Annotated in this window: 13 protein-coding genes and 1 pseudogene; 8 read left to right on the forward strand and 6 right to left on the reverse strand. The window is 39.7% G+C overall.

The features are described 5' to 3' along the window. From L652_RS1000000125560 to L652_RS0120280, 4 genes are all read right to left on the reverse strand, one after another. Positions 1-109, reverse strand: a 109-nt coding sequence (locus tag L652_RS1000000125560) for an SMR family transporter (RefSeq protein ID WP_029770354.1), incomplete at its 3' end; no start/stop codon positions are given. After that, complete coding sequence (locus L652_RS0120270) at positions 109-1,641, reverse strand: bifunctional GNAT family N-acetyltransferase/carbon-nitrogen hydrolase family protein (RefSeq protein ID WP_024595458.1); 1,533 nt, start codon at positions 1,639-1,641, stop codon at positions 109-111. The genes L652_RS0120270 and L652_RS1000000125560, both read right to left, overlap by 1 nt. An 88-nt stretch (positions 1,642-1,729) precedes the next feature. Next, a complete protein-coding gene (locus L652_RS0120275) occupies positions 1,730-2,578 on the reverse strand; it encodes an MBL fold metallo-hydrolase (protein WP_024595459.1) in 849 nt (282 codons plus the stop codon). A 58-nt stretch (positions 2,579-2,636) separates the two neighbouring features. After that, a complete protein-coding gene (locus tag L652_RS0120280; RefSeq protein WP_024595460.1) occupies positions 2,637-4,922 on the reverse strand; it encodes a penicillin acylase family protein in 2,286 nt (761 codons plus the stop codon). 156 nt (positions 4,923-5,078) lie between these two features. On the opposite strand from L652_RS0120280, the gene ycaO reads away from it, so the two are divergent. The 7 genes from ycaO to folX all read left to right on the forward strand — a co-directional run bounded on the left by ycaO (position 5,079) and on the right by folX (position 13,770). After that, positions 5,079-6,839 carry a 30S ribosomal protein S12 methylthiotransferase accessory factor YcaO gene (gene ycaO / locus L652_RS0120285; RefSeq protein WP_024595461.1) on the forward strand — a complete coding sequence of 587 codons (1,761 nt, stop codon included), beginning with the start codon at positions 5,079-5,081 and terminating at the stop codon, positions 6,837-6,839. Between the two features lie 115 nt (positions 6,840-6,954). After that, positions 6,955-10,317, forward strand: a complete 3,363-nt coding sequence (locus L652_RS0120290; protein ID WP_024595462.1) for an ATP-binding protein — start codon at positions 6,955-6,957, stop codon at positions 10,315-10,317. 43 nt (positions 10,318-10,360) lie between these two features. Further along, the gene (locus L652_RS0120295) at positions 10,361-10,990 is read left to right on the forward strand and encodes a YceH family protein (RefSeq protein WP_002962344.1); all 630 of its coding nucleotides are present in this window, start codon (positions 10,361-10,363) and stop codon (positions 10,988-10,990) included. A 68-nt stretch (positions 10,991-11,058) separates the two neighbouring features. Next, positions 11,059-11,889: an ammonia-dependent NAD(+) synthetase gene (gene nadE, locus L652_RS0120300; protein ID WP_024603619.1), complete on the forward strand. Its 831-nt coding sequence runs from the start codon at positions 11,059-11,061 to the stop codon at positions 11,887-11,889. A gap of 223 nt (positions 11,890-12,112) precedes the next feature. Beyond that, positions 12,113-12,832, forward strand: coding sequence for a dihydromonapterin reductase (gene folM / locus L652_RS0120305; RefSeq protein ID WP_024595773.1), 720 nt, complete (start codon positions 12,113-12,115; stop codon positions 12,830-12,832). Between the two features lie 22 nt (positions 12,833-12,854). After that, positions 12,855-13,409 (forward strand): GTP cyclohydrolase I FolE, encoded by a 555-nt coding sequence (gene folE, locus L652_RS0120310; RefSeq protein ID WP_002962341.1) that lies wholly within the window; start codon positions 12,855-12,857, stop codon positions 13,407-13,409. Positions 13,410-13,413: 4 nt separating this feature from the next. Continuing rightward, positions 13,414-13,770, forward strand: coding sequence for a dihydroneopterin triphosphate 2'-epimerase (gene folX / locus L652_RS0120315; RefSeq protein ID WP_002962340.1), 357 nt, complete (start codon positions 13,414-13,416; stop codon positions 13,768-13,770). Between the two features lie 16 nt (positions 13,771-13,786). On the opposite strand, the gene L652_RS0120320 is transcribed toward folX, so the two are convergent. After that, on the reverse strand, positions 13,787-14,221 hold the full coding sequence (locus tag L652_RS0120320; protein WP_024595772.1) for a YqaA family protein: 435 nt from the start codon (positions 14,219-14,221) through the stop codon (positions 13,787-13,789). 228 nt (positions 14,222-14,449) lie between these two features. Next, on the reverse strand, positions 14,450-14,815 hold the full coding sequence (locus tag L652_RS0120325) for a DUF4870 domain-containing protein (protein ID WP_024595771.1): 366 nt from the start codon (positions 14,813-14,815) through the stop codon (positions 14,450-14,452). Between the two features lie 185 nt (positions 14,816-15,000). On the opposite strand from L652_RS0120325, the pseudogene L652_RS0120330 reads away from it, so the two are divergent. Next, positions 15,001-15,247, forward strand: a pseudogene (locus L652_RS0120330) (spondin domain-containing protein); the annotation flags it as partial.

The following is a 15,247-nucleotide window of genomic DNA, read 5'->3' on the forward strand; positions in this document are numbered from 1 at the left end:
CCGCTATTGCTATGCCTTGCCAGCGTGTATCAGCGTTTTGCGAAATTTTTAAGCCAATCGGCCAGCCAATTTCAAGTAACCCAGCAATAATTAAGTACACCCACGCCATTAAACGTCTCTCTTTTTAACAATCACTTCGTATAAATCTTCGCGGCGATCTTTTAAATTACGCACTGTGCCTTCGCTGTGAAGTATTTTAAGCTTATCCATATCAAGGTCACTAAATAGCAGCATTTCGGTGTTTGGTGTGGCTTCGTTAAGTGTTGCATCGTGCGGGAACGAAAAGTCCGATGGCGTTAATACCGCCGATTGTGAGTACTGCACATCAAGACTTTCTACCTCTGGTAAATTACCCACCGAACCTGCAATTACCACATAACATTCGTTTTCTATTGCACGCGCTTGTGCACAGTGGCGCACACGTAAATAACTGTTTTTAGTATCAGTCCAAAATGGCACAAACAGAATATCTAACCCTTGTTTGGCCAATATGCGTGAAAGCTCTGGAAACTCTACATCGTAACAAATTTGAATACCTACACGACCGGCATCGGTATCAAACACGGCAATTTTATCGCCGCCTTGAATAACCCAATCGTTTTGCTCATGCGGGGTTATGTGTATTTTACGTTGCTCGTCTATTTTACCGCTACGATGGCACAGGTAACTTACGTTATAAATTTTATCATCTTCGGCAAGTGGCATAGAGCCGGTAATAATATTGGCGTTGTATTCTATTGCCATACGCGACATGGCGTTTTTAAATGTCTCGGTGTATTCCGCTAAATAGCGAATCGCTTCTGTTTGATTACTTTGATTTCCTAGCCCCATTAGTGGCGCATTAAAAAACTCAGGGAATAGTATAAAGTCACTTTTGTAGTCAGATACGGTATCTACAAAGTATTCAACCTGCTTTAGCATTTCTTCAACCGATTCAACACAACGCATTTGCCATTGCACAGCACCTACTCGCACGATTGATTTAGTTGACTCAAGTACCGTGTCGGTTGGCTCATACATAATGTTATTCCACTCAAGTAGAGTGGCGTAACCAACAGACTCTTGATCCTCCGGTAAATACTTTTTAAGTAATCGTTTTACCTGAAAATCGTTAGATAACTGAAAACTTAAAATAGGATCGTATAATTCTTTTTGATCTACTTTTGCAATGTATTCCATTGGCGTCATTTCACTGCTGTGATTGTAATAACGCGGAATACGCCCACCAGCTAAAATAGCGCGTAAGTTATATTGGCGGCACAATTCTTTACGGGCATCATAAAGGCGACGACCTAAACGCATGCCTCTGTGACTTTCGCTAATAGCAACATCTAAGCCGTATAGCGCATCGCCGTCGGTATCGCTAAATACACGGTCGTGACCGTCTGCAATATCTTCGTATGTATGCGGGTTTGAAAAACGCGTGTAATCAACCTGCACGCTTAATGCTAAGCCCACCAGCACGCCGTCATCTACAATACCTATTTGCCCTTCAGGAAATTGGTCTATTAATCTAAAAATGGTATGACTTGGCCACGCACCGCCTAAGTCGGGATACGCTTGATCCATCAAGGTTTTAATTTGCGGATATTGCTCTCTGGTTAAGTTACAAATTTCAAGATGGGTTTTTTCTGCCGACATACACAACTCCTTTGGGCATAAGAAAATAAAAGCCGAATGTACGTTAAAGTACACTCAGCTTTGTATCATGTTTTTTACGTTACGCGTACTAATTTAAGCTACGATAAAAAAGTGTGGTTACTTTCTCTTTTGGTAACCAGCCTGCGTATTCAAGATTCAGCTCAGCCAATGGATCGGCTTTAAGTACTTGCTCTAAGCTTGCATTATTTTGCATTGCTTTTAGCATTACGTCTTTCGCGTTTTGAACTAGCTTACCATACGCTATCAGTCCTGAACGGTCACTTACCTTGCCGTGTCCTGGTATTACTTTAGTGTTGTCGTCAATTTGATTAATTACATCGTTTACTGCCGCTAAAATACCATCAACGCTGCCGCCGCTATCTACATCAACAAACGGTAAGCTGCCAAAATTAAAGTAAATGTCGCCCATGTGCACTATGTTGTCGTTACTAAAAAAGATAACCGAATCGCCATCGGTGTGTGCATGTTCGTAATGCACTACATGGGCGTGTTCGTTATTAAAATGTAGTTTTAAGTCGCGACCAAAACTAATGCGCGGTAAAAAGTCTGACCCTTCCCCGTGCTGCTCTTCTAAACGTTTGTGTACATTGTCGTGGGCTATAACGTGCGCACCCGCTTTAGCAAAGTTCTCGTTGCCACCGGTATGATCGCCATGATGGTGAGTATTAATAACAAACTCTGCACTGCCTGGTTTTAAATCGCTAATGGTTTTTTTAATATCATCTGAGAGTTTGGCAAACTGATCATCAATAATATAAATGCCATCATCACCTACACTTGCTGCAATATTACCGCCTTGCCCAAATAGTACGTATACATGCTCACTTAGCTTTTGTGCTGTTACTGGGCCATCATCTGCTTGCGCTGTAGTGCTTAGTAATAAACCTGTTATTAATGCGGGTAGTATTTTTTTCATTTTAGTTCTCTGTTGTTTTATTGGTAATTATATAGAACGTGTTTAGCTATACTTTAGTTCATCGTGTCGGCTTTATTACTATTTGATGTATTAATTCTTGAGGCAACAAAGGTGTATGCTTACCTTCTACGTAATCACTAAACCCCGCTCTGTAAAATTCAGAAAGAGGGTGCCCCGATTGCCCACCGGGAATAGCCATAATTGCATGTTCTAAATGCCCAGGTTGAGCAATAAAACGCTGCGATGCGCCAAAACTACGCCCTTGTACGGCGGGCATATAACTATCACCAAAACCCGCTGCTGTGGGCATATTTAATAACTTAGCAAGTAACGGCATTTGCTTTGCAAACGGATGCTCTATCACTAACTCATTTACCTTGCCCCACTGCCAGTTTTGTACGTTATTACCAAATTGTTCTGTAAGCTTAGTAATAGTTTGGCTAAATGCTCCTTGTAACTGCTCATCCCAGCTTTTAAATTGTGGGTTTATCCATGTGTCGGGCCTGTTGTTTATAAGCTGCCAAACAGCGGGCTCTAAATCTCGTTTTACGTATTTAAGTGTGCCTTGTTGTTTATTTAATTCATCTTCCATATTGCTAAATAAAATATTAATCACTTCATCGCGGTAGCGCTTAACTAAGGTATACCCTGTGGAGGTTGAACACGCACATTGCTGCCAGTTTTCAAGCGCTGTTATATATTGCTGATTTTTAGTTTGATCGGCTTTTAATTGCTTTAATAGCAGAGCATGCCAAGGCATTAAAAAGCGAGCTTGATTATCAAGTTGTAATGCGTAAAAGTCGCTCTCAGCAAATGTTTGTTTTTCAAATAATCTATCGCGAATTTGACTCGAACGTGCGCCGAGTGCATAACCACCATTACCAAAACGCGCGTCATCCTCAGCCGATACCACGCGAGAATTACCAGTCCATAATCGACCGCTTTGCGGGTTTTTAATAAAAGGGCGTTGTAATTCATTTTGCTGCCAAAGCGCTGAGTAGTCATCGGCATTTACGCCAAGCTCACTTGGCGTTTTACGAGCCGGTATACCGCCCATGTTTTTCCACGCTGCGCTACCAAGGCTGTCTACCACCATAAGGTTTTGTACCGGAATGCCCACATCGCTTGCTACAGTAAGTGCATCATCTACTGTTTTGGCTTGCTCTAATTTTAATAACTGCATATTAACGGCATAAGGCTGATGGGCAGCCCAGCTCAACGCATAAGGTTTTTCGTTAATGTATTTTACAGGTCCGTATTCACTGAGTATTAATGAATAGTTTTCAACCTCCCCATCGGGTAATGCAATAGGTTCATCAACTTGCCATGTTTTACTATCATCGTTTAATGCAATCCAATCGGCTGTATCTAAATAACCGTTAGTAAATCCCCATGCAACATTGTTGTTAGTGCCAACAACAATGGCAGGTGCGCCGGGCAGCGATACACCGGTCACCTGAGTCTGCTCACCACTGTGCATGTAATTTAATTGTGCCCTGTACCAAATTACAGGTACTGCAATCGATAAATGCATATCATCCGACACCATTCCAGCCCCTGTTTTAGTAAGCGCTCCTGTAACAGCCCAGTTATTACTGCCGCGCTCTTGGTTTGATTCAATACTTTTAACTATATGCTTTGTTTGAGTTGGAAAGGTAGGTATGCCGTCGCTATAAGACGCTAATTTGCTGCCATCAAGCGCCGCTTGGTAATTACTCGGTTGCGTTAAAAAATCAACCATTTGCTTTGTGTACGCTTGCTCAATTTGAATAAGTGCTTGGTCGCGCTCAAATGTGGCGCTTTGTAAATCAAGGTACATGCTAAATATCACAAGTAGGCTGTCTTCACTTAGCCATGGCTTTTGTGCTGCACCGGTTAGTAAATATTCAAAGCTTGAATACCCTACTTGCGCTAAGCCTTCGTTTACACCTTGAGCGTAACTTTTAAGTAATTGCTTATCGGTCTCTGGCAGGGTTTGTAAAATAATTTGGCTGCGTTTACGTAATTGATGAAAACGCATTTTTTTATCGAGCCCCAACGCTGCTTGGCCAAATAATTCACTTAACTCACCTGCGGCATTACGCCTGAGTAAATCCATTTGAAAAAATCGGTCTTGCCCATGCGCATAACCTAAACCATAGGCAGCGTCGTTTCGGCTATTGGCGTTTATTACTACTTGCCCTAGTGCATCGCGCGAAATTTTTACAGGCTCTACTACCGCGTTACTGCGTCCGTTTCCATCAAGGGCGGGTAAACTTAAACTAAGTACCCCATAAACAACAGCGGTACTTGCCAGCCCTAATATTACAATTAATAACAACAAGCGTTTGATTACTTTAAACATCACCGTTTCCTTTGCACGTTTTGACCAAGCGTTAAGCACATATAATAACCACAGTTTTATTAAATAATAATGTTCTTGCTCGCAAAGGGTGAAATAAACATCAAAATCCACGATAATGTCAGCTCCACACATCGTGCAGAACTAGTTGAGATCAATATGACTGAAAAAACATTTATCAAAGGTAAAGACCGCGACCTAGAATCGTCAATCTCTACCATGCAAAACAAGCTTAAAGCCCTAAACATTAATGTTGAAGAAGCGCTTTGGCTTAACCCTGTAGCTAACTGTTATTCGGTTCATATAAAAGACAGCGACTGCGGTGTTATGTTTACCAATGGTAAAGGCGCAACCGACAAAGCATCTATTGCTTCAGCACTCGGTGAATACTTTGAACGTTTAAGCTGTAACTACTTTTTTGCAGACTTTTATCTAGGTGAAGAATTTGCTAATGGCGAGTTTACTCATTACCCAAGCGAAAAATGGTTTAAAGTTGAAGGCGATGAAGTGCCAGAGGGCATTATGGATGAAAGCTTATGGGATTACTTTGACCCAGAGCGCGAACTAAACGCATCACACCTTTTTGATTTTAACTCAGGCAATATCGATCGTGGTATTTGTACCCTGCCATACACACGCCAACGCGATAACCAAGACGTATACATTCCGGTAAACGTTATCGGTAATATTTTTGTATCTAACGGTATGAGCGCAGGTAACACCAAGTTTGAAGCTCGCGTACAAGGTTTATCAGAAGTATTTGAACGTGCTATTAAAAACCGTATCATCGCCGAAGGTATTTGTTTACCAATCGTGCCTGAAGACGTTGTTAAGCAATACCCTAAAATTCACGAAGCGTGTGAAGAGCTTCGCAGCCATGGCTTTCATTTACGTATTGCCGATGCATCACTTGGGGGTAAATACCCTGTAATGAGCGTAACGCTTATTAACCCAACAGATGGTTCTGTATTTGCTTCTTTTGGTGCTCACCCATCATTTGAAGTTGCGCTTGAACGTACCGTGACTGAGTTACTACAAGGTCGTCGTCTTGATCAGCTAGATGTATTCCAACCTGCTACCTTTGATAACGACGAAGTAGCAACACCAGAGAACATTGAACTGCACTTTATTGATTCAAGCGGTTTGATTTCGCATGATTTTTTCCGTGCAAAACCTGATTTTGAATTTGTACACTGGGACTTTAGCGGAACAACTGAAGAAGAATATAACTTCTGTACTGATCTAATTCATAGCATGGATCATGATATCTACATCATGGATTACACGCACCTAAACGTATACGCGTGTCGTATTTTAGTACCTGGCATGTCTGACATTTACCCTGTTGATGAGCTTATTTGGCGTAACAACAACGAAGGCGCAAAATTTCGCGAAACATTCCTATCGCTTGATCAGTACGATGCAGAGCAATGGATGGAAATTTACGACAGCCTAGAAGAAGCAGGCCACAGCGATATTATCCGCGCCGCAGAATTTATTGGCCTTGCAACCGATGCCGACACACCATGGCACACACTGCGTATAGGTGAGCTTAAAGCACACCTATGTTTAGCTGCAGGCAGCGAAGAAGCCATTGATTGGGTTGACTGGATACTTCATACAGGCCAAGTAAACGAAGAGGCAATGCGCCACTTCCGCTGTTTAAAAGCAGTTCTTGAAATTAAATACGATGACGAGCGCGAATACGCAGATTACCAAGATGCACTAGGCTTAATGTTTGGTGCTAATAATGTAGCGCTGGCTATAGAAATTGCCGAAGGTAAAAAGCAGTTTAACGGTTTAACTTTCCCTGGTTTATCGCTTGAAGGCTTTAAAAAGCATGCGGCGCTACTTGATGGTTACCGCAAGCTACATGTAGCAAAGCAAAATCACTGGGCGCGTGAAGTTAGCGACTCGTAACTCGCTAAACTACTAATTATAAAAAATAAACGGCGCATTTGTTAATGCGCCGTTTTCATTTGTGTAATAAATTAGCTATAGTTAATTTGCCTAAATTAACGCCACGATGTAGCAAATGCCACCATCTACTAACAATAAAAAAACGAACGTTCATAACTTTAAGTTGACCTTTTGGTTATCGCTTACGCTAACTGTACTAGTTGGTATCGTACTTGATCGTATTAACTACAATCGTGTTAAAGATGCTCATCGCCTACAAATTCTTTCTGAAGTAAGTACATATCGAGCTCAATTAGAATCTATTTTAGTTTCTAATATCCAACTAGTTCGAGGCTTAGGTGTTGCCGTCGCAGCACAGCCTGATTTACAGCAAACACAGTTTGAACAAATTGCCCAACCACTATTTAAAACCTCAAATGAGCTTCGCAATATTGGTGGCGCACCCGATATGGTAATTCGTATGACTTACCCCTTAAAAGGTAATGAAAAAGCACTCGGTTTAAACTTTTTAGAAGAAAAAAACCAACGCGCTGATGCTATTAGAGCTCGTGATACAAATACCATTGTAATGGCAGGCCCATTAAAATTAATCCAAGGTGACATAGCACTTATAGCCCGCGTTCCTGTTTACATACCGCCAGAAAATCGCTTTTGGGGATTACTTTCAGTTGTTCTCAACATTGACAAAGTCTATGAAAATTCAGGTATTTATGAGCTAGAAAAAGAATACAACGTCGCTTTACAAGGCAGGCATGGACTTGGCAGCAAAGGGGAGTTTTTTTACGGTAATCAAAACATAATAGAGCAAGACCCCCTTGAGTTTACGTTAAGCTTTCAAGGTGGCAATTGGCAACTTTACGTAGCACCTAAAATAGGTTGGAGCCCACCAAATTCAGCTGTATGGCCACTTAGGCTATCAATTATTATTATTTGCGGATTATTAATTTGGGCCTTTTTATTCTTTTTGAAAATGCTTAATCGTCAGCAACAAAACGAAAAAATGCTTGAAGCAATGAGTGATCTAGCCCAAATAGGCGCATGGTCATTTAACTTAGAAACGAAACAAGTATATTGGTCTGATATGACCAAAAAACTATTTAAATACCCATTAAATAACCAACCAGAATGGCCTACAGATTTAAATTACTTTAAACAAGGCACTAGCAGAGAAACAATTAAACCTTTAATTGAACGAGCCATAAAATATGGTGAAAGCTACGAAGTTGAATTAGAAGTAATGGATGAAGAAGGTGAATCTGTTTGGGTACTTGTACATGGTGAAGCAGAACGAAAAAATGGACGATGCACACGTATCTTTGGCTCATTACAGAATATTGATACCCGTAAAAAAATTGAATTAGAAAATAATAAAACCGCATTACACAACGAAATTTTAGCCTCCCTGACCGTTAATAAATTAATATTAAATGGGCAACTTAGCCAATCAAAAGACATTATTACTAAAGCAATCTGCCAAGCATTTGATATTAAACGTGCCAGTATTTGGTTTTTTAATGAAGACAAATCCCAACTAAGCCCTTTTGCCATACATAGTAAACATTCGTCTAGTGATAAAATTGACTCTATTTGGCTAAGAAAAAATCTTCCCGGCTTTTTTAATGCAATAGATCACCAGCCTGTATTTAATGTGCCTGACGCCCAAGAACACCCAATACTCGAGCCAATTAAAGAACAGTATTTAATGACTCTCGAGATTAAATCAATGCTGTGCGTAATAATTCCTGCGGGAAGTGGCGCTATAGGAGTCGTCTGCGCAGAGCAATGTCAATCAAAACGCCACTGGTCTAAAAACGAAGAAAGCTTTTTAATTGCCGTTGCAGCGTTAATAGGCAGCTTGCACTCAAGCCAACAGCGAATTGAAACCGAACAAAAACTAGTTTCTGCCAAAGAAACCGCCGAACAAGCTGTTAAAGCTAAAAGTGAATTTTTAGCGAGTATGAGCCACGAAATTCGCACCCCAATGAACGGTGTTTTAGGTATGCTTAACATAATTAAGCAAACTCAATTGGACCTACAGCAAAAACATCATATTGAACTTGCTCAATCATCAGCTCAATCTTTGCTTAATATAATTAATGACATATTAGACTTTTCTAAAATTGAAGCCGGTAAGCTCGATATTGAAAACGTGCAATTTAATTTACCTCGGTTATTAGGAGAAGTGGTGGAATCCTTTGCTTTAAAGGTAGAACAAAACAATACAAAACTTATTCTAGATGCTACTCAAATAACTGTTAGCGAGATAATTAGTGACCCTAACCGCTTGCGCCAAATTTTAAATAACTTAATTGGCAACGCGGTTAAATTTACTATTGATGGCGAAGTAGTCATTACCGCCAGAATAGATGAAACAACGGATGGCTCGTTCCTTCAATGTTCGATTATTGATACTGGTATTGGTATTGACCCTAAAAAACAAGCGTCGTTATTTGACTCATTCACACAAGCCGATGCATCAACAACACGCCAATTTGGGGGCACAGGGCTTGGTCTTGCCATAGTAAAACAATTGTGCGAACTGATGAACGGTGAAGTGAGTGTAAACAGTATGCAAGGTGAAGGAAGTACATTTTCTTTCACAGTACAAATACAACCGCGCTTAAGTAAAGAACAAGATTTACCGAGTCATTTAATTAAAAACAAACATATTTTAATTATTGATGAGTGCTCGTTAAATGCTAACACCGCTAATAAGCAGCTCACTGTTTGGGGTGCAAAAGTTAATTGTATACATAACTATCTTGAGGTTGATGATTACTTAAGTAATGTAACCACCCACCCTGGTGCTATTTTAGTTGATTACTACTTTTTTGAAAAAGCCCCACAAACGCATATCACCGCGCTCAAAAACTTTATAAATATGCATAGTTGCAAGTTAGTTATTATGGCGCCAATGAGTTATTCGTCTGAGGAGTCTAAAGTAGGTATGGAAGTCGACTGTATGATTTTCAAACCTCTCACACCGTCTGATTTGTTTGACTCACTCACAAACGATAAATACATTGAACAACAGCAGCAACAAGCACAGCTTCAAAACAAGCTAACTAAAGCGCCAGTACTGGATTCATCAGAACCACAACTATTGCTTGTTGAAGACAATAAAATAAACCAAGTGGTTGCCTCTGCGCTATTAAAGCAGGCGGGTGTTACTTTTGATATTGCCGAAAATGGCCTTGAGGCAATTGTAAAGCTTAATGCAAAACAAGGGAAACCATATAAGCTAGTTTTAATGGATTGCCAAATGCCCGAAATGGATGGCTACCAGGCCACTAAAGCCATTAGAGAAGGTGATGCTGGTAAAGATAATGAAAATATTACTATTATTGCGCTAACAGCCAATGCCATGCAGGGCGATAAAGAAAAATGCCTAGCCGCAGGCATGAACGACTATTTAAGTAAGCCTCTCGATTTAGCTGCATTACAACCAAAGCTTCAACAATGGCTTGGCATTCAATAAAGGTGTAAGCTAATAAAATACGCTTACTAATTTGAGATTATTTATGCAGTTATCAACAAATCAACAACGTATTCTTGGTTGCCTATTAGAAAAACAAAGCACGACGCCAGAGCATTATCCGCTATCGTTAAACGCGCTAGTGAACGCATGTAACCAAAAATCTAATCGCGATCCTGTGTTAAGTCTTACAGATGAAGACGTTCAAAACGCACTTGATGAACTAATAGAAATGCGTTTGGTTACAATAGATGAAGGTCTTTCGGGTCGCGTAAATAAATACGATCACCGCTTTTGCAACACTGAATTTAGTAATCTGCAATTTTCTGCTCAGCAGCGTGCCATTGTTTGTTTATTACTTTTGCGTGGTGCTCAGACTCCTGGTGAATTAAGAACCCGCAGTGCTAGGCTTGCTGATTTTAATAACGTAAATGAAGTAGAGGCAGCGCTCAATAAACTGATTGAAAGCGAGTACGTCACAAAGCTAGAGCGTGAAGCTGGTAAACGTGACAGTCGATATATTCATTTATTTGGCGAACAACAAAATAATCCCGCCGATGCCTTTGTTGCGCTACCAAGCGAAGTAATTAAAGACAAAGAATTAAGCGATTTACTTGAAGAAGTAGAAAAATTAAAAGCAGAGCTTCGCCAAATAAAAGCTCATTTAAAACTTTAATTAACTAAAACTAAATCACATAATAAGTTTATTGCGTATCACATATTAAATTTTATAAGGAGCTGGCAATGCGCGCCGAAATTATGGCTGAAATGAAGGTTCAGCCAACGATTGATGTAAATGCTGAGATAACTCGCCGAGTTAATTTTATTAAAACACGTTTGGTAGCAGCTCACTCCCGCTCATTAGTACTGGGTATTAGCGGTGGTGTTGACTCATCAACCTGCGGCCGCTTATGTCAACTTGCTGTAAACGAGCTAAATAAAGAACACGATACTAACAAGTATCAGTTTATTGCTGTACGTCTACCTTATGGTGTACAAGCTGACGAAGATGAAGCACAAATGGCGGTTGATTTTATTCAACCAAGTAAACGTATGACCGTAAACGTACAACCTGCGGCTGATGCATTGCATGAGCAAGCGCTAGCTGCCGTAGTTGGCTGTGGTGAAGCACTGCCTGAGCAAGCTCAAATAGATTTTATTAAAGGTAATGTCAAAGCGCGTCAACGTATGGTTGCTCAGTACGAAATTGCAGGTTTTTGCCAAGGCTTAGTAGTGGGTACCGATCATAGTGCTGAAAACATTACTGGCTTTTATACTAAATTTGGTGACGGCGCGTGCGATTTAGCCCCTCTGTTTGGTTTATCAAAACGCCAAGTTCGTGCACTTGCTACTGCACTAGGTGCGCCAGCTTTATTGGTAGATAAAGCACCTACAGCTGATTTAGAAAGTGACCGCCCAGGTTTAACAGACGAAGAAGCACTTGGTTTGAGCTATGAGCAAATTGATGACTTTTTAGAAGGTAAACCTGTGTCTAATGATGTTGAACAAAAGCTTGTAAGCATTTACACGCGTACACAACATAAGCGTCAACCAATTCCGACAATTTACGATTAAGGTTTAGTAGCTAAAATAAAGCAATTAATGCCTTTGAGGATTAATTGCTTTTTTGATCGACAGATTAAGAAGCTGCGTATATTTTAATAAATTAACGCTTTGAATTTTATAATACCAATTGCATTAAATTAGTGAGCTATTATAGCCCTATGAAATAGCGATAGAACGATGATATTTTTAATTATATTGGTATAACTACCCGCCAAAGAGAACACTGCCTTATATGACATCGCCCATTTTAATTACCGGCGCAGGCCAACGTATTGGTTTAGCACTCGCTCAGCATTATATAGCCCAAGGGCAGAGTATTATTATCACGTATCGTACTCGTCACGCCGCTGTTGATAAATTAGAGCAACAAGGCGCTGTATGTATTTATGCCGATTTTAGTACCGATGAAGGTATTAGTACATTTATAAATACGCTTAAAGAGCATACAACATCGCTGCGCGCTATTGTTCATAACGCATCAAGCTGGGACTGCGAAGCTAACAACCCTGACTTTGCAGCACTGTTTGATAATATGATGCGAGTACATGCCAAAACACCGTATTTAATTAATTTAATGTGCGCAGAGCTGCTTTTAAACTATCAGCAAAATGAAAAAGTACCTGCCGATATAATACATCTTACTGATTATGTAGTTGAAACAGGCAGCCCTAAACACTTAGCTTATGCAGCAAGTAAAGCAGCACTCGACAACCTAACCAAATCGTTTAGCGCTAAATATGCGCCAAATATAAAAGTGAACTCGGTTGCTCCATCGCTCATTATTTTTAATGAACATGACGATGAACAATATCGAGCTAAGACCCTTAAAAAATCATTAATGGGCATTGAACCCGGATGCCAAGAAATTATCAATAGCATTGATTTACTATTACAAAGCCACTACATCACAGGGCGCTCTTTGCCTATTGATGGCGGTCGTCATTTAAAGTAAATATAAATAAACTGAGATATTTATGCACAATGAATTAAAAGAAAGTTATGAAAAAATCATCACCGCTGTAGGCGAAGATGCTAACCGCGAAGGCTTACTTGATACGCCAAAACGTGCTGCAAAAGCAATGGAATATTTAACGCAAGGGTATCGTCAAACGCTTGATGAAATAACTAATAAAGCAGTATTTACATCTGACGCTGACGACATGGTGTTAGTACAAGACATAGAGCTCTACTCTATGTGTGAGCATCATTTACTGCCTTTTATTGGCCGTTGCCATATTGCTTATATACCAAACGGTAAAGTATTAGGCTTATCTAAATTTGCACGTATTGTTGATATGTTTTCACGCCGTTTTCAAATTCAAGAACAGTTAACGCATCAAATCGCTAAAGCAGTTGAAGAAGTTACTGGCGCTAAGGGCGTAGGCGTTATTGTTGAGGCAAAACACATGTGTATGATGATGCGTGGTGTAGAAAAGCAAAATTCAAGCATGCGTACATCAGTAATGTTAGGTAACTTTAGAAGCGATCCTAAAACACGTAACGAATTTTTGCAGCTTATAAAAGGTTAACCCTATGGCTAATGCAATTATTAACGTTACTAATTTACGCCTGCGTACGTTTATTGGCTTTAACCCCGATGAGCGTGAAAAAAAGCAAGATGTAGTGATCAATCTAGAGATTCACTACCCTGCTGATGATGCGTGTAAAACGGATGAAGTTGACCAAGCACTTAATTATAAAGTGATCACCAAAGAAGTTATTAGCTTAGTAGAGCAAGGGCACTTTTTACTGCTAGAAAAATTAGTTGCTGAAATTCTTGCCGTTTGTCACGCACACCCAAGCGTTCATTACGCTAAAGCACGTGTTGATAAACCACATGCACTGCGTTTTGCCGACTCAGTGTCGTTAACGCTTGATTGGGCTAAATAAGCACTTAAAAACTTATTTAAAAAAGCTTTTCGAATCCTACGGCAAGGGCGATAACCGCTAAATAGCGAGCGCCTTTGCCTAGTGTTACTAACAATAAAAAGGTACTAAGTCGTACTTTAAATATGCCTCCAATCACCGTTAATGGGTCCCCCACAACCGGTAACCAAGCAAATAACAAACTATACACTCCATATTTATTAAATTGCTTTTGTGCGCTATCAAGCCCTTTTTGCGATACAGGAAACCATTTTTTATCTTTAAAACGCAGTACCTGCGTGCCTAACCAGTAATTAACACAGCTCCCTAACACATTTCCAAGTGTTGCTACGCACCACATAAGCCATAAATTAACTTTATCTTGAGTAATCATTCCCACCATTATCACCTCAGAAGAGCTAGGCAGTAATGTCGCAGATATAAATGCGCTAATAAATAACGTGAGATAAAGCATAATGCCCTTATGGCTAAACGTAAAAACCCAGCCTATAGCTGGGTTTATAATACCAATTTTATTAAAAACATGATCATTCTAGCGTATTAAATAACTCACTAACTACGTTAAAAATTATTTATATAGAACAACTATGTATCATAATTTTAGCCTTGTTATTGAGCTATTTTCTTATCGCTATAATAGGTCACTAATTTAATGCAATTGGTATAAAAATAAACTGTGTGTTTATTTTATCAAATTTAAACTAAACGGGTAATTAAACTCTTTACCTTCATTAGCTTTAATACTTGCCATTACAACCATTACAAACCCAAAAATTGCCACTATAGGTAGTAATATTAAGCCGACTGCTACAAACATCAGCACAAAACAAACTACATATGCAATTGCCATCGTTATTTGAAAGTTAAGCGCCTTTTTACCATGCACATCAACAATTGGCATTTCATCTCTTTTAATTAACCACACAATTAATGGCCCAATTATTGAGCCAAACGGCACAACAAACCCAGCAAGCGCACTTAAATGGCATAACATAGCCCACGTACGGTCATCTTTATTAACTGGTTCAACCTGCTGATTTTCTTCCATAACACTCTCCTTTTTGTTTTATGTATGTTGCCTCTTAACTAAACAAATGTCTACAAATCAACCAACGTATTTATGTTTAAAAATCACAGCGTGAAATCTTGTGATAAAAAAGTGATAAGTTTGTGAGAGTTTCTGGAGACGATTATTCAATACTCAACTCGAATCATCACTTACAGGAAATAATAATGAAAACTTCTACATTAACAATCGCAATTCTTTTAGCGGCAGNGCTAGCCAATCGACTATGGCCGCAGAATTAGACCTAAAAGTAACTAACTTAACCAAAGGTATTCACTTTACTCCACTGTTAATTACAGCACACAACAGCGAAGACACACTGTTTGAAGTAGCAACGCAAGCATCTACAGCACTACAAACAATGGCTGAAGGCGGCAATATTGAAGAGTTAGTTGCACAAGCAACTGCTGCGGG

It is taken from the genome of Pseudoalteromonas sp. TB25, assembly GCF_000497995.1.
In the GTDB taxonomy this organism is placed as follows: Bacteria; Pseudomonadota; Gammaproteobacteria; order Enterobacterales; family Alteromonadaceae; genus Pseudoalteromonas; species Pseudoalteromonas distincta.